The organism is Halorubrum sp. B53 (assembly GCF_059752395.1).
In genome coordinates this window covers 394,396-420,435 of sequence record NZ_MWTH01000016.1, presented here as the reverse complement: position 1 = coordinate 420,435, position 26,040 = coordinate 394,396, and the positions used below count along the sequence as shown (strand labels likewise).

The window sequence follows — 26,040 nt, the reverse complement described above, 5'->3', positions numbered from 1 at the left end:
TCCATGTACACCTCCCTATATTGTATTGAGGTGCCTGATAGGACCGCCGTTAATGACAGGCCTCATGTGAAAATATATTGGTAGCCCTGAATGACACGCTGGACCTCCTATTTAGTTTCAGGTGTGCCCAGATTCTCCTTCTCGAGGCTCAGGGATTGCTTGAAACTAGCAACAACCCCGTTAAAACGGTGTTTACTCTCGATTTGAATCAACAGCTTTCAGGGCTTATACCCACGAACCGAAGCGATCAATATATTTTGGGGTATGAAACTACGTTTCGATGAGTTGTCACCCAGTATAACTACCACCCATTCAATCCTAATCTAGCAGGGGTAGTCTAATATTCGAACTAATAAACAAAAAACAGCGTCCGAGAATCATTGGGGATTGGACTAATAGAACGTGACCGATACGCGCATTTCATCTCGCACGCCAATCCTATCAGTTCTTAAGGATTTCAACAGAGCCGAACATGTAGAAACTAGACGAGTTGCACGCTGCCGCAAAAACGATCTGTGACCTGCTATAGACGAACCAATACTCGTCACTTTGTGTATTCCAGTGGAGATACGATCCGCAGTCGTAATGGGTCGACTAGTACTGCTTAGTTCGGATTACACGCGGAATTCCCGTTTCCGTCGGCTTCGACAACCGTCCCTACATTCCACGGTAGGTCGGTTTCGTTGATGCCGCAGTTTGGGCGATAAAACGCCTGATTCGTCTCATGGAATCGGACCGCGAGGAGGCGATAATTGTTGATTTCGCTGTTCCCCTGACCGTTACCTGAATTGACGTTTCCAGTTCCGTTCCACTCGCGCTCTTGCGTGATGTAGTCGTCTGAGTCGTTCTTATTTACGAGCCAGAAGTCGAGTGTGTAGGTTCCGGACGCGCCGTCAGTATTCGCGTTTCGCGCACCGTTGAACGTGAGGCTGTCAATTCTTGCGGGACCGGTCCCTTCGAGCGTGAACATTCGCGTATCGCCGAACAGCCGGGCTGCGACGCCAGTCCCCTTGACCGTGATCGTGACTTCGATATCGACTGTTTGTCCGGACGAAATTCCGTCGATGTCTGCGGTGATCTGTGCTTTTCCAGGTGGCTTGAAAGTTTTCTCAGGCGACTGGACGTCGTATTCGTTTCCTAGATCCTCAATCGAACTTGGATCTTTCTCGCTTTTGTCGGGTGGCTCAACGTCGATACTGACGTCTTCAATTATATCCTTCCCGTCATCGTCAATCTCGAAACCCACCAGACCGATCGCGTGGTTCGAGCTGAATCGGTTCCGAACCGTCACTAATGTTAGACGATCCCCGTCAGATACTGGAACGTTCCCGTTCTTGTTTTCTTTTGGCGTTTCGTACCCGACGAACGCCTCGTCGTCCTCGACGACGTTCACCTCCACTCCCCGCTCCGCCTCCATACTGCTGAACGCGCCGGTACCGACGCTCATCGCGCTGGAGCTCGCGCCGCCAAGCAACAGGATGAGGTTTCGTCGCCTCATATGCGGTGGTGTCTCACACTTTGTTCACGCTATCCGACGTGTTCCGACCCTATGGTTATGCGCTGCCGGAAGACCCGAAACCGCTGCCTGAAACACTGATCTCAGGTGAGTTCCGGCGGCTCCTCGGGTTCGCCGACCTTCATCTCCGCGGTGTAGTACTTGTGCGCGATCGCGGAGAACGCGAACGCCACGACGATCGCGACCGTCCACGCCATGTCGGGCAGCAGCACGAACGGCCACGCGTCCAGCGCCACCGCGCCGGTGAGCGCGACGGCGACCCCCGAGAGCCCCAGATAGTAGGTGCTCCAAGGGATCTCCTTCCCCTCGACGACGTCCATATATAAGTCGACGTTCTGCAGCGCGGGCGTCGGCTCGACGATGCCCCGGTCCTTGTTGAACTCCACGACGCCCGCGTCGTCCATCTTCGGCAGGTGCGACTGCTGGAGCGCGGTGTAGACGCGCTTGCGCTCGTTACCCGTGATCTCCGTCGTGTCGATCCCGTTCTCCCAGGCCGCGATCTGCTCGGCCATGTCCCCGATCGCGATCGTCTCGTCCTCTTCTTTTTTCAGTAGGTGTACCGCGAAGCGTCGGCGCTGATTCGCCAACACCTCGAACAGCTCGTCCTCGGACACCTCCGTCGTCGGTTCTGCCCCTCCCCCTTCGATCTGCTGTACCGACGCCATTTCTGTCAGACACATATGAACAGGCCAACATAAATCCCGCGGTTATGATAATCTGCTAAACTTTCTCGAAGTTCAAACAACAGCCAGCAATTCTCTGTAATATTGCCGTTTTAGCGGCTCAAAACCCAGAAAATTACAGTTGAGGGCTTTGTCATCATGGAGTTACTGTTCGAATTTATCAACTTTTGTCAGATCCGGAATCATCTCAGCAGCAACGATTGCCGGTTCATGCTTCCCGTGAACACGTTGAAAGCGTTTCAGGCTAAGCCAGAAGTGATGGCCTCCGGCTTCGAACCGACGCGCTACTCGATTTTTCGAGCCGTGTACCGACGAGAGACCTGTCCGATCGAAGTTCGTCGGCTACGGATAGCGCGATAATATTAGCCGATGGACCTTTCCACTGCCGAGTCAAATTGTGATAGACTACACCAGATACTGCTGTAACGCATTCCTCTCGTCACTTCAGGAGACCCATAACCATACCATCTCAGTGTTAACGCACCGCCTGTGCCAACCACCCGCCGCAACCTGACCCTCGCCCTCCTCCTCGTAGCGGCGGGGTCGCTCGCGTTCGCCACGGGCGCGGCGGTGGTTACCGACGACGCCGACACCTTCGCGGAGGACCGCCTCGCGGTCCAACCGGCCGACGGCCCGAACGGGGACTACGCCTATTTAAATGACGACGACGAGATCGCGATCGACATCTCGGCGGCGAACCCGAAGCTCGGTCCCGACTTCGAGGGGATCAATCCCGACGCGCTCGCGGAGGCGGACGGGGTCTTCACGATCACCTACACCGCCGAGCGGTACGCGTACGTCTGGATCGAACACGACGGCGGTGACGCGGTGACGTTCACGGCCGACGGCCGATCGATCGAGGGCGAGAGCAACAACGTCACGCTCGGGCCGAACCAGACGGTCGCGGTCGGGCTCGCGATCGATTCGCACGGGAAGGTCGCGGGCGAACGGCTCGGCCCCGACGAGTTCTCGATCAACGCGAAGCTCGCCGAGCCCGGGGACGTCGACACGACCGGATTCACGTCATCCGACGACGACACCGACGACGGCGACGGCGGCCCGACCACCACGGTCAGGGCGCCGAACGCGACCCACCGCGAGTTCGTCGCGAGCGGGATCGACCGCGGGGAGTCAGTCCGGTGGCTCGCGGCGGGGATGCACCTCGACGGCGAGAACGTGACGCTGGAGGGGATCGACTTAGACGGCGTCGACAGCGAGCGCGTCGAGCTGGACGCCGCGGGGAGCCCGGACCCGTTCGCGGACGCGGGCGCGCTGACGGCGCCGACGAGGCCGCGCACGATGGGCTACCTCTCGCTGGAGCCCGACTTCGGGCCCGACGCGGTCGGCGAGACGACGGTCCGGTTCAGCGCGGCCCCGGATCACCTGAACGCGACCGGCACCGACCCCGAGGACGTGACGCTCTACCGGCGGACGGACGCGGGCGCGTGGGAGGAGGTGCCGGTGGAGATCGTCGACGACGACGTGGCCCGAATGCTGGGGCTCCCCGAGGACCGCGTCCACTTCCGCGCGACGACCGACCTGTCGTCGACGTTCGCGGTCGCGGCGCACGAGCCCCGATACGACGTGACCGAGGCGACGGTCGCGCCCGAGGCGATCGACCCTGGCGAGAACGTCACGGTCCGGACCACCCTGCGAAACGGCGGCGGCGCGGCCGGCGATCGCACGGTGACGCTGACGGTGAACGGCACCCCGGTCGCGAACGAGACCGTCGCGCTCGACCCGAACGAGACGGCGACGGTCGCGTTCGACGCGACCTTCGAGACCGCCGGCGCCTACGACCTCGCGGTCGACGGGACCGCCGTCGGGACGCTGCTCGTCGGCGACCTCGCGAGCGACGACGCGGGGGGATCGGGCGGCGAGTCGAACGTCGGCGGCGACGGGTCCGCCACCGTCACCGGGACCACGGAGGAGCCGTTCGGGATCGATCCGGCGGACCTCGCCGGCCCGCTCGCGCTCGTGGTCATCTCCCTCGCCACTCTCACGCTCGTCCGGCGGATGCCGCGATGACCGATCGGTCGTCGGGAGAGTTTCTCGTCCGAACCGCCCTCTTGGGCATCGATCTTGCGGCGGTGAGACGCGCGCCGACAGCTCTTAACCGCTGGTCCGCGAGGTCCCGCCCGTGACCGCGTCACCGACCGACGAGCGCGACCGCGCCGCCGGCGCCGCGACCGCCGACCGGGACGGGAGCCGGTCCCTCCGCCGGGAGCTGCTCGCGAGCGTCCGAGCCGTCGACCTGCTCGTCCTGCTCGCGGTGCCGGCGGTGCTGATCGCGGTCTTCGCGCTCCCGGAGCCGACCCGTCGGTCGTTCGCGTTCGCGTACGCGGACCCGACCGTTCCGACCGCGTTCGCCGCGCACTACGTCCACCTCGACGCCGGCCACCTCGCCGGGAACGTGGCGAGCTACTGCCTCCTCGCGGGGGTCGGCTACGCGCTCGCGGTCCTCGGGGACGCCCGCCGCTTCTTTCTGACCGCGCTGGCGGCGTTCCTGCTGGCGTTCCCGTTCGCCCTCTCGGCGCTGAACCTCGCCGTCCCGCGGGACGCGATCGGCTTCGGCTTCTCCGGGATCAACATGGCGCTCGCGGGACTGCTCCCGCTGCTGCTCGGGACGTACACCCGCGAGCGGTTCGCCCCGGATGCGTCGCTCCGCGCGCTCCCCGCGGTCTTCTTCGCGCTCCTCGGCTGGATCGCGCTGCTCGCGCTCCCGCTCTCGACGACCGGCGTCGGGCTCGCTGGCCTCGCGGTCGGCGTCGCGGGCGCGCTGCTCGCGCTCATTTACGCGTCGAGCGCGGGGATCCGCGTCCTCGCGACCGCGCGCCGGGGGGCCCGCGAGATCGCCTCGCGCCCGGGCGAGGGGGATCTGTTCGCCGTCGGCGCGGTGCTCGTCGTTGGCTACCCCGTCGTCGGATTCCCGAGCGACCCGACCGGCGCGGGCAGCGTCGTGAACCTCTACGTCCACCTGCTGGGCTTCTCGCTCGCCTTCATCGGACCCTTCGCCCTGCTCGCGGTCGGGGCGTTCGAGGAGTGACACCACGGCACGGCGGGACGCCCCCGCCGCGGACCGCGAAACGCCCGTCCCATCCTGCTCCGATCCACGAATTTATAACGCCTCGCTGACACTCCACGATCGAAGCCACGCGCCGGCTCCGCGACGAGACCGACGCCCGCGGCGTGGCGCGCACACCGACACGACCCATGTCACCGAAACGCGTCCTCTCGATAACGCTGCAGGTCGCGGTCGTCTTGGTCGTCCTCTCGCTGGTCGTCGGCCAGCTCCTCGGGCAGCCGATCCTGCTCAGCTTCGTCGAGACCGGCAGCATGCAGCCCACCCTCGACCCCGGCGACGGGTTCGTCGCGATCCCCGCGCCGCTCGCCGGGAATATCGGCGTCGGGGACGTGGTGACGTTCGACGCCCAGGAGATCGAGGGCGGCGGGCTGACCACCCACCGCGTCGTCGAGGAGACGGAGCGCGGGTATATCACGCGGGGCGACAACAACCCGTTCACCGATCAGGACGGGGGCGAACCCGTCGTGCAGGACGCCGACATCGTCGCCGTGGCGCTCTCGGTGGGTGGGAGCGTGATCGTCATCCCGCACTTGGGCACCGTCGCGATGGCTGTCCAGTCCGGGCTCGGCTCGTTCCAGACGTGGCTCGCGGTCACGTTCGGGGTCCGGTCGCTCCAGGGGACCCAGGGGTTGGCGTACATCCTCTTCGCGCTCTCGATGGTCGCGTACGCGGCCGACTGGTACTTGAACCGGAACTCACGCGGGACGCGCGAACGCGACCGGTCCCGGGACGACGGCACCTCGGTGCTCGCGGTCGTCGCCGTGCTCGCGCTGGTGCTGATGGCGACCGCGACCGCGGCGATGGTCGTCCCGGCCGGCACGCAGGAGTACGGCGTCGTGAGCGCCGAGTTCGAGTCGGAGAACCCCACGGTCATCGAGAGCGGCACGAGCCAGGAGCTGGAGTACGTCGTCCCCAACGCCGGACTGGTCCCGGTGTACGCGTACGTCACCCCGGCGAGCCCCGGCGTCGAGGTCGAGCCGCAGCGGCTCGCGGTCGGGAGCCGCGGCGAGGCGTCCACCACGGTGACGCTCACGGCGCCGCCCGAGACCGGCTACTACCGGCTGTTCGTCGCCGAGCACCGGTACCTCGCGGTGCTCCCGCACGGCGTGGTCGACCAGCTGTACGGCGTCCACCCGTGGGCGCCGCTCGTCGCGATCAACGGCCTGCTCGGCGGCGGTATCGTCGGCCTCGGCCTCCTTCTCCTGCGCGGCGAGCCCGCGCGGATCCGCTCCCGCGAATCGCGCGAGAAACCCCCGCTGTATCGCCGCGTCCTCCGCCAGTTCTACAGGTGACCGAATGAGCTCTTCATCCCCCGACGAGACCCGACTCCGACTCCGGGCGCTACTCGACGCACAGTTCGCCGTGATTATCGCCGTCTGCCTGATCGCGGCCGCCGTCGGCGGCGGGCTCGTCTACACGACGCACGTCGACCCCGGCACCGAGACCCGCCAGCAGACCGTCTCCTCGTTCACGGTCGAGACGGCGTACAACCACTCCGCCGAGGTGACCGAGCCGAACTCGGTGTTCGAGACCGGGACGGTCCTCGACGGCCGCAGCACGTACTTCACGCGGATCGCCCCCGAGCTCGACGTCGACGTCGAGACGAGCTACGCGGCCTCGTCCGCGGCCGACGTCGACGTGCAGTTCGACTCCGTCCTCGTCGTCCGCAACGTCGGCGAGGACGGGGGCACCGTCTACTGGAGCGAGCGCGAGACGCTGGCGTCGGAGACGGTCTCGGGCGTCGAGCCCGGCGAGACCGCCGCGTCGTCGTTCGCGCTCAACAGCTCGGCGGCCTCGGCGACCGCGGCCGCGATCGAGGAGGAGCTGGGCGCGTCCCCGGGCGAGACGGAGATATTCGTCGTCACCGACGTGACGGTGGAGGGGACGATCAACGGCGAGTCGACCTCGTACGCCCGGACGGTCGAGCTTGGGATCGACCACGGCGGCGACACCTACACGGTCTCCGACCCCGGCGTCCAGTCGGACACCTCCGAGCGCACGGAGACCGTGACCGTCGAGCGCAGCTACGGGCCGCTCCGGTCGATCGGCGGCCCGATGCTCCTCGTGCTCGGACTCCTCGGCGGCGGGGCGCTGGCGTACGTCCGCCGGGAGCGCGACCTCGCGCTCACGCCCGCCGAGCGCGACTATCTCTCGTACAGCGACGACCGGTCCGAGTTCGCGGAGTGGATCACGACGTTCCGCCTCCCGGCGTCCGTCCACGAGCGCCCTGAGGCGGAGGCGGAGAGCCTCCGCGACCTCGTCGACTTCGCCATCGACAACGACACCGGCGTCGTGGAGGACCCAGAGACGGGCGCGTACCACGCCGTGGCCGGCGAGTTCGTCTACACGTACCGGCCGCCGTCGCCGCCGGCGGTCGGGTCCGGCGACGGGGGCGCCGAGGGGGCCGCCGTCGAGGGCGACGAGGCGACCGCCGCCGGAGCCGGCGAGGCTCCTGCCGCCGACGGAGACGAGGAGTCCGCCGTCGACGACCTCACGACGGTCGAGGAGGCGGTGGGCATCGACGATGCGACGGACGGATCCGACGCGCCGGACGACCCCGAAACCCGCGACGAACCCGCGGGCGACGACGGCCGGGACTGAGCCCCGCGCGCCGGGCGCTCAGACGAAGTCAGGGCCGTCGCCGTCGAGCCCCTCCGCCTCGCGCCACGAGTGCTCCGGCTCCCAACCGAGCAGCCGCTTCGCCTTCCCGAGGTCGAAGGCGGCCTCGTCGCCGTCGAGGTCGCAGTCGTCCGGGAGGTCGCCGTGGACCGCCTCGATCGTGGCGGCCGTGTCGCGCCCGATGAAGTTCTCCGCCGCGGTGACGAGGACGGCCTCGTGGCCCTCGATCGCGGTCTCCGGGTCGATCGCGGCCTCGATCGCGTCGATCAGGTCTCGCACGTCGACGTAGGTCCAGAAGTTCCCGCTGGGGTCGGCGGTCGCGGGGTCGAACCCCTCCCGCGCCGGGCGCGTCTCGTAGGCGCCGGGGTAGTTCACCCACGAGGCGCGCAGGGAGACGGCGGGCACGCCGTACCGCCGGGCGACCCGCGCCGCGATCTCCTCGCCGACCACCTTCGAGAGGCCGTAGGGGTCCTCCGGCTCGGTCGGCGTCTCCTCGTCGATCGGGAACGCGTCTGGGAGCCAGTGCTCCTCCGCGAAGACGGTGCCGTAGAGACTCTCGCTCGACGCCCACGCGATCCGCGCGCCGGCCGCGCCCGCGGCGTCGAGGACGTTGTAGGTGCTGACGACGTTGTTCTCGAAGACGCGCGAGCCGGCGTGGTGGTCCGGGTTCGGGATCGCGGCGAGGTGGACGACGGCGTCCGGGTCGGCGGCCGCGACCAGCTGTCTCGTCTCGCCGTAGTCGGTCAGGTCGGCCGTCTTGAACGCGGCGTTCCCGCGGGTGCCCGGCGGGAGCCGGCGGTCGACGCCGACGACCTCGTGGCCGGCCTCGGCGAAGCGGTCGACCGTCCAGCTCCCGACGCCGCCGCGGCTCCCCGTGACGAGGATGGTTGCCATGTCCGAGGGCTCCGCGATCGGCGCACGTAGCTCCGGCGATCGGTCGTCGACCCGTCAGGGAAAGTAACCTACTTGAGTGCGCGCGGACAACCCACGATCGCAGTCCCGTGGTGTAGTGGCCAATCATAATGGCCTTTGGAGGGAATCCGTCGGCGTCCGCGGTTGAGACGCGATCGCAGTCCGGTTCGCCGGAGACGGCCGTCGGATGCCCGAAGTCAGCCATTGACGGCGGTTCGAATCCGCCCGGGACTATTCCGTGCGAACGAAGTGAGCACGAATAGTCACAACGAGGATTCGAGCCCAGAAGACGAGAGGATTCGAGTCTTCGCGGTTCGAATCCGCCCGGGACTATTCTCCGAACGACGTGAGGACTACTTCTGCCGCGAACTCCACTGCGAGCCGAGAGCGTGCCGCTCGGATCGATCGGCGTCGGAACTCGTCGCCTCGGGACTCGTTCGGCCGCCGCCACCGCATCAGGCACAGGAGTTTTAGCGGAGGCGTCAGATGGTCGGGTAGAGGCCGATCCGACCGACCCCGGCGGTGACGTATCGGCCGAAAGAGCGATTACTGATGGCACCAGACCTGACGGTCATTTCGACCGCCGTCGCGCTTCCGTTCGCCGCCGCGGCCCTCTCGCCGCTTCTGTATCGCGTCCTCGGCGAACGGACCGGGTACGCGGGGGCCGTCGTCGCGGCGGCCAGTTTCGGACTGCTGGCGACGGGGATCGGCGAGTACGGCACCGTCGGGGTGCCGTGGGTCCCCGCGCTCGACGTGGGGATCCGGTTCACCGTCGACGGGTGGGGGCTCCTCTTCGCGCTGTTGGCCAGCGGGATCGGCGTCCTCGTGTTCGTCTACTCGGCGGCGTACATGCACGGCGAGGAGGGGCTTGCGCGCTACTACGCGGCGCTGTTGGCCTTTATGGGTTCGATACTCGGCGTCGCGCTCGCCTCCGACCTCGTGTCGATCTTCCTGTTCTGGGAGCTGACCAGCCTCTGTTCGTTCGTGCTCATCGGCCACTACACCGAGGACGACGGGTCCCGTTACTCGGCGCGGATGGCCATGGTCGTGACCGTGGGCGGCGGCCTGTGTCTGCTCGCGGGGCTGCTCATGCTCGCGGCGGCGGCGCGGGGCGCCCTCGGCGGCGCGACCTTCGACCTGACGGCGATGATCGCGAACGACGAGGCGATGCGCGCGGCCCTCCGCGAGTCGGGGCTGTTCGTCCCGGCGCTGGGCCTCATCGTCGTCGCCGCGGCCGCCAAGTCCGCGCAGGTGCCGCTCCACTTCTGGCTGCCGAACGCCATGGTCGCGCCGACGCCCGTCTCCGCGTTCCTCCACTCCGCGACGATGGTGAAGGTGGGCGTCTACTTCCTCGGTCGCGTGCGTCCCCTCCTGATGAGTCCCGAGTGGGTGCTGCTCGTCGCGACCTTGGGCCTCCTGACGATGACTGTCGGGGCGCTGCTGGCGGTGGCCGCGACCGACACCAAGGAGCTGCTCGCCTACTCGACGGCGAGCCACCTCGGGCTGATGGTCGCCGGCTTCGGCTTCGATATCGTCTACGGCGGCGAGGCCGGCGCGTTCCACCTGCTCAACCACGCGCTGTTCAAGGCGCCGCTGTTCCTCGTCGCCGGGATCGTCGTTCACGAGGCCGGAACCCGGAACCTCGACGACCTCGGGGGACTGTGGCGGGAGCTCCCGGTGACGGCGGCCGTCACTGGGGTCGCCGCGTTGAGCATGGCCGGTATTCCGCCGTTCAACGGCTTCTACTCCAAGGAGCTGCTGTTCGAGGCGGCGTACGAAGTCGCCCACGAGGCCGGCGGCCTCGCCTGGCTGTACCCCGCCGTGGCGACCCTCGCGAGCGTGTTGACGGTCGTCTACTCGCTGCAGTTCCTCGCGATGTTCTTCGGCGAGCGGCGGGCCCCCGTCGCGGAGGTCCACCGACCCCCGATCGCGCTGGTCGGGCCGCCCGCCGTGCTGGCCGTCGCGGCGGCCGTCGTCAGCGTCGCACCGCAGTTGGCCGTCGACGTCATCGTCCAGGGGGCCGTCGAGGCCACCGCCACCGGCGAGGCGCAGCTCGAGGTCGGACTGCCGACGCACCTCTCGCCCCCGGTCGCGATGTCCGCCGTCGCCGTTCTCGGCGGGTTCGCCGCGTACCCGCTTCGGGGGCGTCTCGCGGCGGGGATCCGACGCGGCGTCGACGCGCCGATCCCCGTTCGGCCCAGCGGGTGGTACGACTGGACCGTCTCGACCGCGGCGGCGACGAGCGCTCGGTTCGGCCCGGCCGTCCATAACGGCCTCCTCCGGACGTACGTGGGATGGGTGGCGGCGGCCGGGAGCCTGCTCGCCCTCGCCGGCTTCGCGGCGACGGGGGGGTTCTCGTGGCTCAGCGGACTCGGCGAGCTCGGCGTGCCGGCGGCAGTGGCCGTCGTGTTGGGCGTCGCGACCCTCGCCGGCGTGGCCGTGGCGACCGCCTCGTCGCACGTGTCGGGCGTGCTCATGCTGTCGATCCTCGGATTCATGCTCGCCATCTTCTTCATCCTCGCGAGCGCGCCGGACTTGGCGCTCACCCAGCTGGTCGTCGAGACGCTCGTCCTCCTCGTCTTCCTTTTAGTTCTCCAGCGGTTGCCGTCGTTCTACTCGGAGGTCCGCCCGCTCGCGATCGCCCGCGATGCGGCCGTTTCGATCCTCGTGGGCGCGACGGCGTTCGTCTCGGTCCTCCTGACGATCCCCGGCCCCGACGCCGACCCGACGAGCGTCGCGACGTACTACACGGAGCAGGCGGTTCCGGGCGGCGGCGGCACGAACGTCGTCAACGTCATCCTCGTGGACTTCCGGGCGTTCGACACGCTGGGCGAGCTGCTGGTCGTCGCGATTGCCGCGATCGCCATCCTCGTGCTCGTGACGATGCGGACCCGCGGCGAAGCGGCCGCGACCGACGGCGACGGGGAGCCGATTCCCGACGGAGGTGACTCGCCGTGACGACGACGATCATGCGGACGACGGCCCGGGTGACCGTTCCCATCGTGCTCGTCGTCTCGATCTCGCTGTTCCTCCAGGGGCACAACCTGCCCGGCGGCGGCTTCATCGGCGGCGTCCTCACCACGGCGGCGTTCGTGCTGATATACGTCGCCTACGACCTCGACTTCCTGGAGTCGGGGGTGCTCGGTCGGGAGGTCGACCCCGGGACAAGCGTCTTCGAGCACCGAACGGTCACCGCCTACCGCCGCACGCTGCTCGCGGGTCTGGTGGTCGTTCTCGGCAGCGGCGTCGCGGGGATCCTCGTCGGCGACCCGTTCCTGACGCAGGGGTACGTCCACCTCGAAGGCGTCCCGATCTACCACGAGGTCGAACTCGCGAGCGCGCTCGCGTTCGATCTGGGCGTGTTCCTCGTCGTCGTCGGCAGCCTCCTGACGATCGTCTCGGTGGTGAGCGCCGAATGACCCGGAGCGGAGCGACGCGGGCCACGGGACGCGGGGCGGGTGAGCGATGAGCGTCGCCATCGCGGTCGCGGTCGGCGGCCTGTTCGCTGTCGGGACGTTCCTCCTCCTCCAGCGCGACCTCGTGCGGGTCGTGTTCGGGGTCGCCGTCGTCTCGCAGGCGACGTTCGTCTACCTGATCGCGATGGGCGGCGTCGACGAGGGGACCCGCGACCTCGTGCCCGTCCTCGAGGGTCACGGCGGCGGGGTCCCCGAGATCGCCGACCCGGTGGTTCAGGCGCTCGTCCTCACGGCGATCGTCATCAGTCTCGGCACGACCGCGCTGGCGCTCGTGCTGTCGTACCGCGCCTACGAGGAGAACGAATCCATGGACGTCACGGAGTGGACGAGATGAGCGTGCTCGTGATCGCGCCGCTACTGATCGCGGTGACCGCCGCCGTACTGACGCTCGCGCTCGGCCGGCTGCCGCGGGTCCAACGCGCGGCGAGCGTGGCCGGCGTCGTCGGCTACGTCGGAGCCGTCGCCGTCGCCGTTCGGACGCTCGTTCTCGGGCCGTCGGCCCCCGGCGCGGCGGTCTATCAGGTCGGCGGCTGGCCCGCCCCCTTCGGGATCACGCTCGTGCTGGACGGGCTGTCGGCGTTCATGCTGGCGATCGCCGCGGGCGTCGGCATCGCCTCGATACTGTTCTCGGTCCGGTACGTCACTCCCGAGAACCAGCGCGTGTACTACCATCCGCTGTTCCACACGCTGCTCGTTGGCGTGACCGGCTCGTTCCTCACCGGCGACCTGTTCAACCTGTTCGTCTGGTTCGAGGTGATGCTGATCGTCAGCTACGTCTTCGTGGCCTTCTACGGCACCGATCGCGCCACCGCGGCGTCGTTCCGGTACCTCGTGATGAACGTGTTCGGAAGCGCGCTCATGCTCGTCGCCGTCGGCGGCCTGTACGCCACGACGGGGACGCTCAACATGGCCGACATGGCCCGGCGGCTGGCGGCCCCCGAGGCGTACGGCATCGACCCCGCGCCCGTCGTCGGGCTGTCCGCGCTGCTGCTCGCGGTGTTCGCGCTGAAGGCCGGGCTCGTCCCCTTCCAGTTCTGGGTGCCGGCCGCCTACGGCGCCGCCCCGGCGCCCGTCACCGCGATGTTCGCCGGCGTCACGAAGAAGGTCGGCGTCTACGCGATCGTTCGCCTCTACTTCACCGTCTTCGCGGCCGCCTCGATCCCGATCGACCTGCCGGGGATCACCGGCGCGTCGCCGCTGGCCTTCCTCGCCCCGGTGCTGGGAGCGATGGGTGTGGCGAGCATCGTCGTCGGCGGGTTCGGCGCCGTCGGTCAGGACCGGCTCGACGGCGTGTTCGCGTACTCGAGCATCGGGCAGGTCGGCTTCATCGCGGTCTCCATCGCCATCGCCGCGGCGGCGGACCCCACGGGGGCGCTCCGGGGGGTCGCCGTCGCGGCCGCGCTCGTGTTCGCGCTCCACCACGCGCTCGCGAAGGGGCTGCTCTTCCTCTCGGTGGCCGCTATCGAGGACGCGACCAAGACCGATCGGCTGCGGGACCTCGGCGGGCTGGCGGGTCGCTCGCCGGTGCTCTCGGGGGCCGTCTTCGTCGGGCTCCTCTCGCTGATCGGCCTCCCGCCGCTGACCGGGTTCTTCGGGAAGCTCCTCGCGTTCGACGCGGCGGTTCGGGGACTCGCGTCCGGTCCCGGCACCCTGTCGGCGCTCGTACTGGTCGCGCTGCTCCTCGGAGCCGTCCTCACGATCCTGTACTCGACGCGCGTCTGGGTCGGCGGGTTCTGGGGGCGGGAGTCGGCGGCGGTCGAGACCGCTTCCGCCGAGGTGGGACAGGTCTCTGTCCTCGTCGCCCTCGCGGCGGCCGTCGTTCTCGTCGGCGTGGGGTTCGACCCGATCTACCGGTTCGCGGAGGCGGCCGCGACCGCCGCGCTCGACGCCGAGGGCTACGTCGACGTCGTGGGCCTGAGCGGGGGTGACGGCCCGTGACCCGCACCTGGCCGGTCGCCGGGTCCCTGTTCGCCGTCCTCTGGGTGTTCGTCCAGGGGCCGCCGATCGCGCCCGAACCGCTCGTCGGGTCGCTGCTGATCGGCCTCGTGGTCGGCCTGCCCACGGCCTTCGTCTTCCGACGCCTGTACGGGGCGACCGTCGATCTCCCCCGGACGCTTCGCGGGGTCCCGTACGCGTTGTTGTACGCGCTGACGTTCGTTCGGGAGGCGATCGTCGCCAGCCTCGACGTCACGTACCGCGTGCTCGCGCCCGCCGGGCCGATCGAGTCCGAGGTGATCCTCATCCCCCTGCGCGTGCGGACCGACCTCGGCGTGACCACCATCGCCAACAGCATCACGATGACCCCCGGGTCGCTCACGCTCAACTACGATCCCGAGGAGAACGCGCTGTACGTCCACGTCATCGACGGGAGCGATCCGGAGGACATCGTCGACCCGATCCGCGAGTGGGAGCGCTACGCCCTCGTCATCTTCGACGAGGAGCTCTCGCCGAGCGACCCCGCGCCGGACTTCGCCGTCTACCCGCCCGACCGAACGCATCCCGCCCTCAAACAGGCCGCTCCGGAGGCGGGGGAGGAGACCGACCCACCGATGGAGAAGACAGAGACCGACTCACCGATGGAGAAGACAGAGACCGATCCGCGGACCGAGGAGACAGAGACCGATCCGCGGACCGAGGAGACCACGGGAGGTGACAAGAATGGCCGCTGAGGGAGCCCTGTTGCCGGTCATCGACGCCGCCATCGTCCTCGTGGCGCTGCTGAACCTGCTGTGCGGCTACCGCGCGGTCCGAGGACCGACGGTTCCCGACCGCGTGGTCGCGCTGGACGCCATCGCGACGAACGTCGTCGCGATCGCCGTCCTGTTCGCGATCAAGACCGGCCGGGGGATCTTCGTGAACGTCAGCCTCGTCCTCGCGATCATCGCGTTCCTCTCGACGGTCGCGGTTGCCAAGTTCATCACCGAAGGCGACATCATCGTTACGCGGGAGTGACCATCATGAATCACCGACACCGAACACAATCGCACGCTTCGACGGGGCATCGCGTTTCCGGAGGGGACCGCCGATGATCGAATCGACCCCGCTACGGACCTGGATCGTCATCGGCTTCATCGCCGTCGGGACGTTCTTCCTCACGGTCGGGACGATCGGGCTGTTGCGGCTGCCGAACGTGTACAACCGGATGCACGCGACGAGCAAGCCGGCGACCATCGGCGCGGTCGCGGTCTTCCTCGCCGGGTTCGTCTACTTCGGTCCCGGAGGCGCCGGTCTCTCGTCGCTCATCGGCATCGTCTTCCTGTTCCTGACGGTGCCGACCGGCGCGCACATGATCTCGCGAGCGGCGGAACAGACCGGCGTCCCGTTCCTCGGCTCCGTGACGTGGCCGGGGAAATCCGACGACGAGTAGGGGCACTCCCGACGCCGTCGCGGGCGGCGGCTTCGTCAGGTTTCCCGGCTTTCATCCGACTCACTCGTTGGATCACTCCCGACCGACGTCCCGCGCCTCCGTTACATGTGAACTATCCACAAGGTATTTATAAGCTGCGTGCCCCTTCGCACCCGTATGTCGGGATCCCCTCGGTCGCCGCGGTCGGGGAGAGAGGGCGACGGCGATCCGGTTGCCGACGCCGATCCGGTTGCTGACGCCGATCCGGTTGCCGACGCCGATCCGGTCCCCCACGCCGCCGACGACTCCCACACGTGGGCGGCGGCGGAGCGGATCCGCCTCGACGGCGAGTTGCCGGCGGCGTTCGAACGGGACCTCCGGAGTCTCGCTGATCTCGCCCGGAACCCGCTGCGTCGCCCCCTCGCCACCGTCGTCGCGGCGCTCGTCGTCTGCGCGCTCGGCTACCAGTCCTCGGTCGTCGCCGTCACGGCGGGCCCGGCCGCCGGCCTCCTCTCGGTCGCCGCCGTCGCCGTCGCCTACGCGGTCGCGAAGCGGCTCTGGGCGGTCCAACACCGGTATATAATCGCGGAGCTCGCGGCGGCTGACGAGCTCGACCGGCTCCGCTGATCCGACTCGTCGGGACTCCGTCGGCGACCGGGCTGCGACGGGCGACGGTCGCCGGTATGTGTGTCATTTTTTATCATCCGGTCCATGTGTGTGCGCATGGACCATACGCAGTACCGCGACGCCGTCGTCGCGAATCGCCGGAAACACGGCTTCGAGCCGATCGAGGGGAACACGAACGGGTTCGACCCGGTATGGGAGGTACGCGACGACGACGACTCGATCGGGTCCGTCACCGTCCTCGCCACTCTGGTCGACGACGACTCGGATCCCGAGCCGGAGAACCTCGTCTCGACCGCCGACGCGTTCCGCGACGTGCTCGTCGACCGCGTCGACGACCGACACGGGTCGACGACCCCCCTCGGCTACGTCGTCTTCCCGGTCGCCGACCCGGACCCGTCGCTCGTCGACGCGGCGTGCTCGTACACGGTCGCCCGCCGCCGGACCAACGTCTTTCCCATGCTGTACGACTGCGAGGCGGAGACGCTCCACCGGCACGAGGTGCCGCGGCTGAAGGGACGGGGGATCTACCGCCGGCAGGCTGAAGACGCCGAGCGGCTGTTCGATATTTAAATAGCGTCGGGGGTGACCCGCCCGATCAGATCAGGCGCTCGGCGATCCGACCGGCGCCCTCGGCGGCGGCGGTCGCGGGGTCGTCGGGGGAGACGACCTCGACGTCGCGGTCGAGCTCGGCCGAGAGGCGCTTCTCGAACTCCTCAGTGAGCCCGGGGATGCAGGCCATGCCGCCGGTCGCCGCGATGGGGCGCCCAAGCGCGAGCTGGTACGGCTTCATGTGGTCGTTCGCGAGCTCCGGGAGGAACTCGTTGGCGACGGCGTCGACCGCCTCGTCGATGTAGCGGTCGACCGGCTCCCGGACGCCGCGGTCGACGGTGAACTCGTGGCTCCCGCCGCCGGGCTGCTGGATCACGTCGGTGAACGGCTCGAAGTCGTACACGTCGGCGTGTTCCTCCTTGTACTCCCGAGCGGTCGTCCGGTCGATGTGGACCCGGCCCTGGCTCTCCTCCTCGACCGCGGCGACGATCCGGCGGTCGACCTCGTTGCCCGTCACCGAGCCGGTCGAGAACGGCGAGAGCTGCTCGCCGCGCCGGTAGGCGCACGCCTCCAGCGTCGTCGACCCCATGTTGATCGAGACGAACACCTCGTCGATGGCGGCCAGATCGTCGCCGTAGGCGGGGATCGCCCCGCACAGCGACTCGGGGTAGCTCCGCGTCTCGACCTCACCGATGGAGGAGCCCTCGATCACCGACTTGAGGTTCTTCACGCCCGCCTCGTTGTCGATGGTGGGGACCGCGTAGACGACCGCGCTGTCCTCGGGGACGTCGTGGGCGTCCACGAGGGCCTCGAAGAAGCGCTCGGCGTCCGCGACGCTCTCGTCGTCCTCGGGCAGCCCGGACCGGAGCATGAACCGCACCGTGTCGGGGTACTCGATCGCGGCCTCGTGGCCGAACAGGACCTTCTCTTCGCCCGTGATGGCGTCCTCGTACGTCGCCAGACACGTCAGCGTCGAGTGGCGCTCGCGGCCGCCTCGACCGTCGGGGAGGTCGAGCACCGTCCGGGTGCTGCCGAGTTTCACGCCGACCGCTTCGGGGCCGTCTGTACCGTTGATCTCCGTGGATTCGTCGTCGTCGCTCATTCTTGATCACTCGCACACGAAGCGATTCGGACGATGGAGACGAGACTGATCCGGTGGTCCGCGGGAGTGAACGGCCGATCGTGGCGCGGGGCGTCGAACCCCTCCAGCCGACGCGTCAGCGCGTCGACCGCGGCGGGGGCGACCCAGCCCAGTTCGGCGTAGTACGACAGCGCGTCGCGGCTCCGCAGGTGACCGCCGACGTCGACGAGGTAGCCGAGCCAGTCGCCGACCTCGCGTTCCGCGTCCGGCGAGGCCGGGACCGCCCGCAGGTACGGGCGGTCCTCGGCGTCTGCGGGTCGAGACCCGTCGCCGGACAGCCGCAGCCCTCGCTGACGCTGGAGCAGCTCGGTGAACGCGGCCGAGCGGGCCGCTTGCTCCGCTCGGTTCCGGTTCGGCTGACGAAGCGGCCGCTCCCGAGGCGCTTCGTCCGCGCCGTCCCGCGGTGCGTCCGCGATCCGGCGCAGCTCCCGTACGTCGTATTGCCGTGGATTCAGACTCATGTTCCGTCCGTCGTTCGCGTCCGTACCGACACGGTCGGCCACCGAGATATATGATAGTTCCTCCGCAGTTATCACTGATGAGAAACTATTCGCCCGGCGCCTCGGTCTCGCGCTCGCGCCGTCGCCCGGAATCCGACTCGTCCGGTCGCGGCTCTCCGTCTCGGCCGGCTCCGACCGAACTCGCCCCACGCCCCGGTTCCGAGCGCCTAGCGTCAGTTGGTGCCGGCTTCCGCCACGCCGGTCACCTCGTCGATCGGGAGGCGGACGAGTGCAAAGACCATGTCCTCGGGCTCGTCGAACACATTATAAAAGGGGATCGCGAGTTCGCGTTCGGCCTGACTGACCGAGTCGTCGCCCGACCGGTGCGTGTCGAGGCTTTCGACGGTGCTGCGGTGTTCGAGCTCGCCGCGCGCGAGGACGCTCTTCCAGCCCGCCTCGGTCTCGTCGGCGACGACGAACGTCGCTCGATCCGTCGAGTCGACGAACTCTCGCTTGCGACTCCCCGGGGCGTACCCGAGCCGGAAGTACAGGTCTCGGGCGTCCGGGTCGAAGGTGAACGCGACGGGGACGCCGTACGACTCGTCCGCCTTGGCGAGCGAGAGGGTCCCCACCGACTGCGTTTCGAGGAACGACTCGATCGCCGCGTCGTCCAGCGCTTCTGCTGGCGGCTGATTCATACGTCGAAATGTACCAGAGAAAACATAAATCCATCGCGGCCGTTGACGGGTCCTTCTCGGCCTGTGCGTCCGGTTGAGCGTCTCAGCGACGACTCGCCGTTCGTCCTCGCCCTCGCCGTCGTCGGGGGCGGGGATCCGGTCGGCAGTCCGAACGGTCGCCGGGCGAGATGCCGGGAGGCGACGACATCGCACCCGCGACTGGACGGGGACCACGCACCTGAGCGCGCTGGAGGCCTCGTTCCGCGAGGAGGTCGTCTGGGCGGTCACGCTCACCGCGGCGATCGGCTGCGTCACCACGTTCCTCGACGGCACCTATCGGGACTACCCGCGCGACCAGATCGGCGGTCGATGGCGACCCGAAGAGCGACCGCGGGATATCGCGCTCCGTCGAGACGTGATTCGGTCGCCGCCCGCGGACCGACTGCGCTCCTGAATAACATCCTCTCAGCGGATTATAAACCGTTTAATAGTCTCTGGACGCTATTTGAACGGTCGCGGGCGGTTCGTGAACGGTCCCGAAACGTCCGGTATCTCGGTTAATCCAAGCGAACCAGCGCCAACGCTCTGGCCGTTATATGATGTCCCCGCTCCATGCGACGAGTACGTCCGGTGTTCCCCATGTCAAGCAAAACGTCCTCCTCACGGATTCGAGCGCCGATGCGGATCGGGGCCAGCGTCTCGAGCGCCTGTTGGAACCGAGCGGTCGCGAGCGTTCGCGCGGTCGCCTTCTGGGCGGCGATCATCCTGCCGCTCGCGTACGTGCCCGCCGCTTACGGCGCGATGGGATTCGAGGGGTGGAGCCCGCTGGCGCTCATCGCCCTCCACGCGGCGTGCGTCGTCATCGGTCACGACCACGACAGCGCCGCGAGCCGGTCATGAGCGCGACCGACACCGCCGAGCGGTCGGCCGCGAGTTCGCCCGAGTCGTCGGAGTCGAAGGCCGACCGGCTCGCCGAGTTCCTCCGGGCCGAGGCGGCCGACGGCGAGACGTATTTCAAAGCGAAGTTCATCGCCGACGACGTCGACCTCTCGCCGAAGGAGATCGGCGCGCTGATCGTCCGGCTCCAGGACTCGATGCAGGACCTCGAGATCGAGAAGTGGTCGTACACCGGGGCGACCACGTGGCGGGTCACACAGCGGTAGCGGGCCGTCGCCCGGGCGAGCTCGACGGCGACGTCCGCGTGATCGGCACGCTCGAGACGACGCGACGGCATTCTCGCCCCTTCGCCGGGGGTCAGTCACCCAGCGCTTTAGCCCGCGGAGCCGCTATGACGCGTATGCAGCGAAACGTCGGACGGATCGACGCGATCGCCCGAATCGCGGGCGGCGTCGCGACCGCGGCGCTCGCACTCCTCGTCGCGAGCGGCACGGTGAGCGTCCCGGTCGTCTCCGCGGTCGGCCTCGGTATCGCCGCGGCGGTCCTGATCGTCGAGGGCGCGACGCGGCGGTGTCTGCTGTACCGAGCGCTCGGCATCGACCGCTGTCCGGCGAAGTGAGGCCCCGCTCGTCGACCGGTTCTCTCGAACGTCGACCGCCCGATTCACGACCTGGCGGTCGAGAGCGGCGGCTCAGTGTCGAGAAGCTCGGCGCTCGCCTTCCAGAGACGGCGGGCGGCGGCCGCGTCCACCGCCGCGCGCGCCGGCCGCGTCGGTCGCTGACCGGAGAAGTACCGGCCAGACACGTCGGCCGTTCGGGGCGACACGGCGGGGACGAGCAGTTCGGCGGCGCCGTCCGCGACGCTCGTGACGACGGGCAGGGCGTCGAGCGCCCCCAGGACGCGCGGCAGCGGTGCCGGGAGGAATCGACTGAACCCGCTCCCCGGGATCGCGCCGGGATGGACGCTGTTCGAGACGACGTTCCGGTCGGTCGCGTCCAAGCGGGCGGCAAGTTCGTTCGCGAACAGGACGTTCGCGAGCTTCGAGTGGCCGTACGCCCACGTCGCCGAGTGCCCTTCGACCGTGCATACCCTCGAGAGGTCGAGCTCCGTTCCCCGGTGGGCGGCCGACGCCGTCGTCACGACCCGGGCGCCGTCGGCGAGGTGATCGAGCAGCTCGGCCGTCAGGAGGTACGGACTGAGATGGTTGACGTGGAAGGTGTACTCGACGCCGAGGTCGGTCAATCGCCCCTTCCGGAAGAAGCCGCCGGCGTTGTTGATCAGCACGTCGAGCTCGTCCGTCTCCCGGCGAACGCTCGCGGCGAGCTCCCGCACCGAATCGGAGTCCGCGAAGTCCGCCCGGACGAACCGGCCGTGCGAACCGGTCGCCTCGAGCTCGTCGACGACGGCCGCTCCGGCCTCCCGGTCGCGGCCGTGTACGATGACGTCGGCGCCGAGCCGACCGAGCGCGAGCGCCGCGGCGCGTCCGATACCGCTCGTCGACCCGGTCACGAGCGCCTGGAGGCCCGCGCAGTCGACGTCATGGACGCCCGCGATAGTCTCCGGATGCTTCGTCATGGCGCCCGTTGGGTCCGAACGCACTTGAGACCCGCCGGGCCCTCGCCGGCCGACTCGGTGTCGATCCGGGTGGCTACCACGAGATTCGCTCGCGGTCCTTCCAGAGCCGTCCGCTCGGGCTTCCCGGCGCGAACCGACAGAGCCAGGCCGGCGTCTCGGCCCCCTTCGACGGCGACCGGGGAGCGCCCTCCCCGCCCATGTCCGTTCGGACCCAGCCGGGTGAGACCGCGTTCGCGATGAGCCCCCGGTCGCCGTACTCGCCGTCGAGGTACGCGGTCAGCCCGCCGACCCCGACCTTCGAGAGTCGGTACGCCGGGTACTGACCGGCCATTTCGCCCTCGGTGAACCGGCCGAGCCCCGACGAGAGGGTGACCACGCGACTCCCGTCCCCGTCCAGCAGCGGCGGCAGCGCGCGCTTGGTCACCGCGACCGGCCCGCGAAGGTTCACGGCCGTCGTGCGGTCGAACGCGTCCATCTCCATCTCGTGGAGCGGCCCCGACCGGGGGAAGACGCCCGCGTTGTTCACCAAGATATCCAGCGAGCCCCGTTCGCGCTCGATCCGGTCGATCGCCGCCCTGATTTCGTCGTCGTCGGTCACGTCCAGTCGGACCGCGTGTCGGTCGGCCGCGGTGACGTCGCTTGGATCCCGAGCGCCGGCGTAGACGGTCGCTCCCAGTTCGGCGAGCCTCGCGGCGATCTTGGCGCCGATCCCGCGATTCGCCCCCGTGACGAGGGCGACGTCGTCCGTCAGGTCGGGCTTGAGATCGACCGCTGGCGGCGCGTTCGCCATACGGGCCGTTCGGCCGCCTCGCGGAAAGAAGCCCGGGGCCGACGACACGTCCCGGACGAGTTCGGTCCACGCCAGCGGTTCGCCGACATCCGCCTGTCGGAGTCGTTCGGAACGCCGCCCCGCGATAGCTTGGGGTCGGTCCCGATCGTGGGAAGGGGTCAACTCCGTGCGGCGAGTTCCCTACTCCACAGTTTTCCGACCGGTGATGCTCTCCATTTCCAGCTCGTACAGGGAGAACCCGACGCTCTCCACCGCCTCGTCGAACAGCCGGAACGGCGGGAACCATTCGTTGAGCGTCTTCTCGTCGACGTCCGCCCGCCACTCCCGGAGCGGACCGCGAACGTGGACGCTCCACGACTCCGCCGTCGACGCCTCGTAGCACACGAACGTGGCGGTCTCGGTCGTTTCGATGAACCGCTCCTTCTCGCTGTCGTCGTGTTCGCTCACTCGGAGCAGGAATCGATCGCCGTCGTAGTGATAGCTCAGCGGGACGGCGTACGCGTCGTTGCCGTCCGCCAGCCCGAGGACGCCGTGATCGCCCGCTCGCAGGTACTCGTCGACGTCGGATTCGGACAGTCCGCTGGTGTACACGTACTCTGCGTGTTCCATACGACCGACACGTGACGGAGGGACAAATAGACACCCCGCCTATCAATCAACGATCACGATCGAACTCCCGGGCCCGCCGACGCACGGCGGGTTTACCAGAAGTGAGGCGAGAATGCCCCTTCCTCGAGGAGCGACCAACGGGAGCGAGTAGGGAGGGGATGAATCGCCGCACACCAGTACAAACCATTAATACAACATATCGATAATCAATAGACAGCGATGGAGTATAGTCACCGCTACCATGCCTACCCGACACAAGAGGTAGCGGCTGAACTAGACTTCCATATCGACATTCATCGCCAAGCGTACAACTACACCCTGTACGAGTACGAGAACGTTGACGCCGACGACATCGGCTCTGCGTACAAGCACCACTCCCGACTCCCCGACTGGAAAGACGAGTTCCCCGTTTTCTCGGAAGTCAACTCGAAGGCTCTGCAACGAACCGTCACTCGGTTCTACCAGAATCTCACTGGACTCTCCGAGCGGAAGCAAAACGGACGCAAGGTCGGGAAGCTCAACTGGAAGTCTCCGAGAGAGTTCCAGAGTATAACGTATTCGCAGTCTGGCTTCAAACTCAAAAACACGAGTGGCCGACGCGCGACGCTCTGGCTCTCCAAAATCGGAGAGATCAAACTCCGCTACCACCGCGAGATCCCCGACGAAGCAGTTATTAAAGAGGTGACAGTGAAAAAAGAGACGACCGGTGACTGGTTCATTTCGTTCGGGCTGGAAACCGACGAGGCTGATCTGCCCGAGAAACCCGACGTGGACTCGCTCAACACGGACAATAGCGTCGGCGTTGACCTCGGCATCCTCAACTACATCCACACTTCGGACGGGACGACTGTGGACTGGATCGACCTCGAAGACGAATATGAGCGTCTGGACCGTGAACAACGCAAACTCTCACGGAAAGAACACGGGTCAAACAACTACGAAAACCAGCGCCAAGCGGTTGCGAAGGTCAAACGCCACATCCGTCAGAAGGTGCTGGACTACCAGCACAAGCTCACGATATGGCTCGTCACAGAGTACGATGCGGTGTTCGTGGAAGACCTGAACGTCGCTGAGATGCTTCAAGGCGATGGGAACGCGCGGAACAAGCAGGCTGCGGCGTGGCGACAGTTCATCACTCTTCTGGAATACAAAGGTGAGCTGTACGGGACACACGTCGTGCAAGTCGAAGCAGCGGGAACGACCAAAGAGTGTGCGACATGTGGTGTGGAGACAGCGAAACCCATCTGGGTCAGAGAGCACTCGTGTCCAAGTTGTGGGTTCAAGTGTAACCGTGACGCGAACGCGGCGATGAACGTCTTGCAGAGAGGGTTTGCTGAACTAGGGCTGGGATGGCCCGAATCCACGCCTGTGGAGACTGCGCTCCCTACGGACACCACTCGCGTGTCTGCAAAGCGCGTCGTGGAAACAGGAAGCCCCACCCTCAACGAAGCCACGCCTGTGGCTGAGTAGGGTGGGGTAGTTCACTCCGCCTCGTCCCACGGGAGCGGCTCCGTACACCAGTGACAGAAGTCGAGCTCGGCGTCGGTCTCCTTGCCGCAGTTCGGGCACTCGACCCGCAGGTCCTCGCCGCCCTCGCCGGTGACCTCGGCGACCGGCGAGCCCGCGGCCCCCACGTCGTCGTCGGCGCTCGCGGCGCGGCGGCGGACCGCCTCGGCGGTCGCGTCGACGCGCTTCCGCTCGGCGACGTCCGCCCGGCCGACGAGGTAGGCGTCGATCGCCGACAGCACGGACAGCAGGACGATCGGGAGGGCGATCTCGTCCGGGAGCGCGGCGGCGGCCTCGAACGGCGACCCGGTCGACCCGCTCGGGTCGACGTCGTAGAGCGCGAGCAGCGCCACGCCGCCGCCGACGATCGTGACGTGCCACAGCAGCGCCCGCCCCCACCGGCGCAAGACGAGGTGGCCGAGTCCCGGGAACGTTAGCGCCAGCACGGCGGCGAGGAGGGGGCGCAACTGGTCTCGCATACGGCCCGGATTTGGGTGGGGGATATTTAGGCCTGCGGTGTCGGCGGGGCGCCCGGTCCCGGGCATCGGCGCTCCGTCCGCCGCGGATAACAACCGTTAATCGATGTCCGATCCTCCGGTTCGCCATGAGCAGGCAGCGGGCGACCGCGTTCGTCCCCGGGCACGTCACCGCCTTCTTCAGCGCGCATCCGGCCGAGCGCGCCGCGGCCGCCGGGTCGCGCGGGGCCGGACTCACGCTTACCGACGGGGTGACGGTCCGGGTGTCGGCGGCGGACCGAGCCGAGAGCGACGCCGACGCCGGATCGCGCACGATCGACGGCGAGTCCGGGACGATCGGCGCAGTCGAGGACGTGCTCGCGGAGCTGGGTGGTGCGGGTGGTGCGGGCGGTGTGGACGGCGCCGACGGGGCACCCGTCGACGTCGCGATCGAGACCGACCTCCCGATCGGCGCCGGCTTCGGGGTCTCCGGCGCCGCGGCGCTCGGCGCGGCGCTCGCGGCCAACGACGCCCTCGACCGCGGGCGCTCCGAGAACGAGCTCGTCCGAATCGCCCACGAGGCGGAGGTGGGCCGCGGCACCGGCCTCGGCGACGTGGTCGCGCAGGCGCGCGGCGGCGTCCCGGTCCGGCTGGAGCCCGGCGCGCCGGGCGTCGGGGAACTCGACGGAGTCCCCGCGGCCGCCCGCGTGGAGTACGTCACCTTCGGCGAGCTGTCGACCGAGGCGGTGCTGGGCGGCGACACGACCGCGCTCTCGGCGGCCGGGACGGACGCGCTCGACCGGCTCCGCGCGGACCCGCGGCTGCCGACCCTGATGGACGCGGCCCGCGCGTTCGCCCGCGAGGCGGACCTCCTCGTCCCCGAGGTCGCCGAGGCGATCGCGGCGGTCGACGACGCGGAGGGCGGGGGAGACGGTTCGGGTAGGGGCGACGGTTCGGGCGGGGGCAGAGCCGACTCCGGCGCTGCGATGGCGATGCTCGGTCGCACCGTCTTCGCGCTCGGCACCGGGCTCTCCGACGCGGGGTACGACCCCGAGGCCTGTCGGATCGACGCCGCCGGCGCGCGGCTCGTCGGCGGCGGTGTCGAGTAACCGTTTTGACTCGGTAGGGCGTTGTTCA

At 68.2% G+C, this 26,040-nt stretch carries 29 protein-coding genes and 1 tRNA gene; 20 read left to right on the top strand and 10 right to left on the bottom strand.

Translation table 11 applies throughout. The features are described 5' to 3' along the window. Positions 1–604: 604 nt before the first annotated feature. A complete protein-coding gene (locus tag B4V06_RS18575) occupies positions 605–1,447 on the bottom strand; it encodes a hypothetical protein (RefSeq protein WP_123114078.1) in 843 nt (280 codons plus the stop codon). A 152-nt stretch (positions 1,448–1,599) separates the two neighbouring features. Further along, positions 1,600–2,181 carry a DUF7344 domain-containing protein gene (locus tag B4V06_RS18570; protein WP_498171081.1) on the bottom strand — a complete coding sequence of 194 codons (582 nt, stop codon included), beginning with the start codon at positions 2,179–2,181 and terminating at the stop codon, positions 1,600–1,602. Positions 2,182–2,688: 507 nt separating this feature from the next. Between B4V06_RS18570 and B4V06_RS18565 the strand changes: the two genes are divergently transcribed. From B4V06_RS18565 to B4V06_RS18550, 4 genes are all read left to right on the top strand, one after another. After that, entirely contained in the window at positions 2,689–4,227 is a 1,539-nt protein-coding gene (locus tag B4V06_RS18565) for a CARDB domain-containing protein (RefSeq protein WP_498171060.1), read from the top strand. Positions 4,228–4,339: 112 nt separating this feature from the next. Then, complete coding sequence (locus B4V06_RS18560; RefSeq protein WP_498171058.1) at positions 4,340–5,245, top strand: hypothetical protein; 906 nt, start codon at positions 4,340–4,342, stop codon at positions 5,243–5,245. A gap of 167 nt (positions 5,246–5,412) precedes the next feature. Beyond that, entirely contained in the window at positions 5,413–6,576 is a 1,164-nt protein-coding gene (locus B4V06_RS18555; RefSeq protein WP_498171057.1) for a signal peptidase I, read from the top strand. A 4-nt stretch (positions 6,577–6,580) separates the two neighbouring features. Continuing rightward, positions 6,581–7,885: a DUF5305 domain-containing protein gene (locus B4V06_RS18550; RefSeq protein WP_498171056.1), complete on the top strand. Its 1,305-nt coding sequence runs from the start codon at positions 6,581–6,583 to the stop codon at positions 7,883–7,885. An 18-nt stretch (positions 7,886–7,903) separates the two neighbouring features. Here B4V06_RS18550 and B4V06_RS18545 read toward each other — a convergent pair whose 3' ends face one another. Then, positions 7,904–8,797 (bottom strand): NAD-dependent epimerase/dehydratase family protein, encoded by an 894-nt coding sequence (locus tag B4V06_RS18545; RefSeq protein WP_498171054.1) that lies wholly within the window; start codon positions 8,795–8,797, stop codon positions 7,904–7,906. A 101-nt stretch (positions 8,798–8,898) separates the two neighbouring features. Between B4V06_RS18545 and B4V06_RS18540 the strand changes: the two genes are divergently transcribed. The 10 genes from B4V06_RS18540 (at position 8,899) to B4V06_RS18495 (ending at position 16,834) form a co-directional block, all read left to right on the top strand. Continuing rightward, positions 8,899–9,049, top strand: a tRNA-Gln gene (locus tag B4V06_RS18540). Positions 9,050–9,367: 318 nt separating this feature from the next. Next, on the top strand, positions 9,368–11,773 hold the full coding sequence (mbhE, locus tag B4V06_RS18535) for a hydrogen gas-evolving membrane-bound hydrogenase subunit E (RefSeq protein ID WP_498171053.1): 2,406 nt from the start codon (positions 9,368–9,370) through the stop codon (positions 11,771–11,773). Next, positions 11,770–12,234, top strand: a complete 465-nt coding sequence (locus B4V06_RS18530) for an MnhB domain-containing protein (RefSeq protein ID WP_123114086.1) — start codon at positions 11,770–11,772, stop codon at positions 12,232–12,234. Before mbhE ends, B4V06_RS18530 begins: the two co-directional genes overlap by 4 nt. 46 nt (positions 12,235–12,280) lie before the next feature. Further along, the gene (locus tag B4V06_RS18525) at positions 12,281–12,625 is read left to right on the top strand and encodes a sodium:proton antiporter (RefSeq protein WP_498171052.1); all 345 of its coding nucleotides are present in this window, start codon (positions 12,281–12,283) and stop codon (positions 12,623–12,625) included. Then, positions 12,622–14,229 carry a complex I subunit 5 family protein gene (locus tag B4V06_RS18520; protein WP_498171050.1) on the top strand — a complete coding sequence of 536 codons (1,608 nt, stop codon included), beginning with the start codon at positions 12,622–12,624 and terminating at the stop codon, positions 14,227–14,229. The genes B4V06_RS18525 and B4V06_RS18520 overlap by 4 nt, the downstream gene beginning before the upstream one ends. Beyond that, positions 14,226–14,960: a Na+/H+ antiporter subunit E gene (locus B4V06_RS18515; RefSeq protein ID WP_123114088.1), complete on the top strand. Its 735-nt coding sequence runs from the start codon at positions 14,226–14,228 to the stop codon at positions 14,958–14,960. The genes B4V06_RS18520 and B4V06_RS18515 overlap by 4 nt, the downstream gene beginning before the upstream one ends. Beyond that, positions 14,950–15,243: an MrpF/PhaF family protein gene (locus B4V06_RS18510; RefSeq protein WP_123114089.1), complete on the top strand. Its 294-nt coding sequence runs from the start codon at positions 14,950–14,952 to the stop codon at positions 15,241–15,243. Before B4V06_RS18515 ends, B4V06_RS18510 begins: the two co-directional genes overlap by 11 nt. Positions 15,244–15,316: 73 nt before the next feature. Beyond that, the gene (gene mnhG, locus B4V06_RS18505; RefSeq protein WP_123114090.1) at positions 15,317–15,658 is read left to right on the top strand and encodes a monovalent cation/H(+) antiporter subunit G; all 342 of its coding nucleotides are present in this window, start codon (positions 15,317–15,319) and stop codon (positions 15,656–15,658) included. Positions 15,659–15,814: 156 nt separating this feature from the next. Further along, positions 15,815–16,264, top strand: a complete 450-nt coding sequence (locus B4V06_RS18500) for a hypothetical protein (RefSeq protein ID WP_158606081.1) — start codon at positions 15,815–15,817, stop codon at positions 16,262–16,264. A gap of 96 nt (positions 16,265–16,360) precedes the next feature. Continuing rightward, positions 16,361–16,834, top strand: a complete 474-nt coding sequence (locus B4V06_RS18495) for a hypothetical protein (protein WP_123114093.1) — start codon at positions 16,361–16,363, stop codon at positions 16,832–16,834. 25 nt (positions 16,835–16,859) lie between these two features. On the opposite strand, the gene B4V06_RS18490 is transcribed toward B4V06_RS18495, so the two are convergent. The 3 genes from B4V06_RS18490 to B4V06_RS18480 form a co-directional block, all read right to left on the bottom strand. Beyond that, complete coding sequence (locus tag B4V06_RS18490; protein WP_123114094.1) at positions 16,860–17,915, bottom strand: actin-like salactin; 1,056 nt, start codon at positions 17,913–17,915, stop codon at positions 16,860–16,862. After that, positions 17,912–18,415: a FlaD/FlaE family flagellar protein gene (locus tag B4V06_RS18485; protein ID WP_123114928.1), complete on the bottom strand. Its 504-nt coding sequence runs from the start codon at positions 18,413–18,415 to the stop codon at positions 17,912–17,914. Before B4V06_RS18485 ends, B4V06_RS18490 begins: the two co-directional genes overlap by 4 nt. Positions 18,416–18,627: 212 nt before the next feature. Beyond that, the gene (locus B4V06_RS18480; RefSeq protein WP_123114095.1) at positions 18,628–19,092 is read right to left on the bottom strand and encodes a pyridoxamine 5'-phosphate oxidase family protein; all 465 of its coding nucleotides are present in this window, start codon (positions 19,090–19,092) and stop codon (positions 18,628–18,630) included. Positions 19,093–19,165: 73 nt separating this feature from the next. On the opposite strand from B4V06_RS18480, the gene B4V06_RS18475 reads away from it, so the two are divergent. The 4 genes from B4V06_RS18475 to B4V06_RS18460 all read left to right on the top strand — a co-directional run bounded on the left by B4V06_RS18475 (position 19,166) and on the right by B4V06_RS18460 (position 20,587). After that, entirely contained in the window at positions 19,166–19,525 is a 360-nt protein-coding gene (locus B4V06_RS18475; protein WP_123114096.1) for a hypothetical protein, read from the top strand. Between the two features lie 185 nt (positions 19,526–19,710). Further along, positions 19,711–19,971, top strand: coding sequence for a DUF8028 family protein (locus B4V06_RS18470; RefSeq protein ID WP_123114929.1), 261 nt, complete (start codon positions 19,711–19,713; stop codon positions 19,969–19,971). Next, positions 19,968–20,234: a DUF7123 family protein gene (locus B4V06_RS18465; RefSeq protein ID WP_123114097.1), complete on the top strand. Its 267-nt coding sequence runs from the start codon at positions 19,968–19,970 to the stop codon at positions 20,232–20,234. Before B4V06_RS18470 ends, B4V06_RS18465 begins: the two co-directional genes overlap by 4 nt. Before the next feature lie 134 nt (positions 20,235–20,368). Then, the gene (locus B4V06_RS18460) at positions 20,369–20,587 is read left to right on the top strand and encodes a YgaP family membrane protein (protein ID WP_123114098.1); all 219 of its coding nucleotides are present in this window, start codon (positions 20,369–20,371) and stop codon (positions 20,585–20,587) included. Positions 20,588–20,631: 44 nt separating this feature from the next. Here B4V06_RS18460 and B4V06_RS18455 read toward each other — a convergent pair whose 3' ends face one another. The 3 genes from B4V06_RS18455 to B4V06_RS18445 all read right to left on the bottom strand — a co-directional run bounded on the left by B4V06_RS18455 (position 20,632) and on the right by B4V06_RS18445 (position 22,942). Beyond that, positions 20,632–21,543 (bottom strand): SDR family NAD(P)-dependent oxidoreductase, encoded by a 912-nt coding sequence (locus tag B4V06_RS18455; RefSeq protein WP_123114099.1) that lies wholly within the window; start codon positions 21,541–21,543, stop codon positions 20,632–20,634. Between the two features lie 73 nt (positions 21,544–21,616). Then, a complete protein-coding gene (locus tag B4V06_RS18450; protein ID WP_498171042.1) occupies positions 21,617–22,333 on the bottom strand; it encodes an SDR family NAD(P)-dependent oxidoreductase in 717 nt (238 codons plus the stop codon). A 180-nt stretch (positions 22,334–22,513) separates the two neighbouring features. Continuing rightward, positions 22,514–22,942 (bottom strand): pyridoxamine 5'-phosphate oxidase family protein, encoded by a 429-nt coding sequence (locus B4V06_RS18445; RefSeq protein ID WP_498171041.1) that lies wholly within the window; start codon positions 22,940–22,942, stop codon positions 22,514–22,516. A 219-nt stretch (positions 22,943–23,161) separates the two neighbouring features. On the opposite strand from B4V06_RS18445, the gene B4V06_RS18440 reads away from it, so the two are divergent. Further along, the gene (locus B4V06_RS18440; protein ID WP_498171038.1) at positions 23,162–24,412 is read left to right on the top strand and encodes an RNA-guided endonuclease InsQ/TnpB family protein; all 1,251 of its coding nucleotides are present in this window, start codon (positions 23,162–23,164) and stop codon (positions 24,410–24,412) included. Positions 24,413–24,423: 11 nt separating this feature from the next. On the opposite strand, the gene B4V06_RS18435 is transcribed toward B4V06_RS18440, so the two are convergent. After that, positions 24,424–24,927, bottom strand: a complete 504-nt coding sequence (locus tag B4V06_RS18435) for a DUF7575 domain-containing protein (RefSeq protein ID WP_123114103.1) — start codon at positions 24,925–24,927, stop codon at positions 24,424–24,426. Between the two features lie 125 nt (positions 24,928–25,052). Here B4V06_RS18435 and B4V06_RS18430 point away from each other — a divergent pair, with 125 nt between their 5' ends. Then, a complete protein-coding gene (locus tag B4V06_RS18430; protein WP_498171035.1) occupies positions 25,053–26,012 on the top strand; it encodes a pantoate kinase in 960 nt (319 codons plus the stop codon). The last annotated feature ends 28 nt before the right edge of the window (positions 26,013–26,040 follow it).

Bases quoted from the DNA above. Each gene is read 5' to 3' on its own strand.
- B4V06_RS18510 (WP_123114089.1), top strand. From the start codon at position 14,950: ATGGCCGCTGAGGGAGCCCTGTTGCCGGTCATCGACGCCGCCATCGTC.
- B4V06_RS18490 (WP_123114094.1), bottom strand. From the start codon at position 17,915: ATGAGCGACGACGACGAATCCACGGAGATCAACGGTACAGACGGCCCC.
- B4V06_RS18470 (WP_123114929.1), top strand. From the start codon at position 19,711: ATGTCAAGCAAAACGTCCTCCTCACGGATTCGAGCGCCGATGCGGATC.
- B4V06_RS18575 (WP_123114078.1), bottom strand. From the start codon at position 1,447: ATGAGCGTCGGTACCGGCGCGTTCAGCAGTATGGAGGCGGAGCGGGGA.
- B4V06_RS18480 (WP_123114095.1), bottom strand. From the start codon at position 19,092: ATGAATCAGCCGCCAGCAGAAGCGCTGGACGACGCGGCGATCGAGTCG.
- B4V06_RS18500 (WP_158606081.1), top strand. From the start codon at position 15,815: ATGTCGGGATCCCCTCGGTCGCCGCGGTCGGGGAGAGAGGGCGACGGC.
- B4V06_RS18520 (WP_498171050.1), top strand. From the start codon at position 12,622: ATGAGCGTGCTCGTGATCGCGCCGCTACTGATCGCGGTGACCGCCGCC.
- B4V06_RS18445 (WP_498171041.1), bottom strand. From the start codon at position 22,942: ATGGAACACGCAGAGTACGTGTACACCAGCGGACTGTCCGAATCCGAC.
- B4V06_RS18525 (WP_498171052.1), top strand. From the start codon at position 12,281: ATGAGCGTCGCCATCGCGGTCGCGGTCGGCGGCCTGTTCGCTGTCGGG.
- B4V06_RS18555 (WP_498171057.1), top strand. From the start codon at position 5,413: ATGTCACCGAAACGCGTCCTCTCGATAACGCTGCAGGTCGCGGTCGTC.
- B4V06_RS18465 (WP_123114097.1), top strand. From the start codon at position 19,968: ATGAGCGCGACCGACACCGCCGAGCGGTCGGCCGCGAGTTCGCCCGAG.
- B4V06_RS18495 (WP_123114093.1), top strand. From the start codon at position 16,361: ATGGACCATACGCAGTACCGCGACGCCGTCGTCGCGAATCGCCGGAAA.
- mbhE (WP_498171053.1), top strand. From the start codon at position 9,368: ATGGCACCAGACCTGACGGTCATTTCGACCGCCGTCGCGCTTCCGTTC.
- B4V06_RS18485 (WP_123114928.1), bottom strand. From the start codon at position 18,415: ATGAGTCTGAATCCACGGCAATACGACGTACGGGAGCTGCGCCGGATC.
- B4V06_RS18460 (WP_123114098.1), top strand. From the start codon at position 20,369: ATGCAGCGAAACGTCGGACGGATCGACGCGATCGCCCGAATCGCGGGC.
- B4V06_RS18450 (WP_498171042.1), bottom strand. From the start codon at position 22,333: ATGGCGAACGCGCCGCCAGCGGTCGATCTCAAGCCCGACCTGACGGAC.
- B4V06_RS18455 (WP_123114099.1), bottom strand. From the start codon at position 21,543: ATGACGAAGCATCCGGAGACTATCGCGGGCGTCCATGACGTCGACTGC.
- B4V06_RS18435 (WP_123114103.1), bottom strand. From the start codon at position 24,927: ATGCGAGACCAGTTGCGCCCCCTCCTCGCCGCCGTGCTGGCGCTAACG.
- B4V06_RS18430 (WP_498171035.1), top strand. From the start codon at position 25,053: ATGAGCAGGCAGCGGGCGACCGCGTTCGTCCCCGGGCACGTCACCGCC.
- B4V06_RS18440 (WP_498171038.1), top strand. From the start codon at position 23,162: ATGGAGTATAGTCACCGCTACCATGCCTACCCGACACAAGAGGTAGCG.
- B4V06_RS18570 (WP_498171081.1), bottom strand. From the start codon at position 2,181: ATGGCGTCGGTACAGCAGATCGAAGGGGGAGGGGCAGAACCGACGACG.
- B4V06_RS18545 (WP_498171054.1), bottom strand. From the start codon at position 8,797: ATGGCAACCATCCTCGTCACGGGGAGCCGCGGCGGCGTCGGGAGCTGG.
- B4V06_RS18550 (WP_498171056.1), top strand. From the start codon at position 6,581: ATGAGCTCTTCATCCCCCGACGAGACCCGACTCCGACTCCGGGCGCTA.
- mnhG (WP_123114090.1), top strand. From the start codon at position 15,317: ATGATCGAATCGACCCCGCTACGGACCTGGATCGTCATCGGCTTCATC.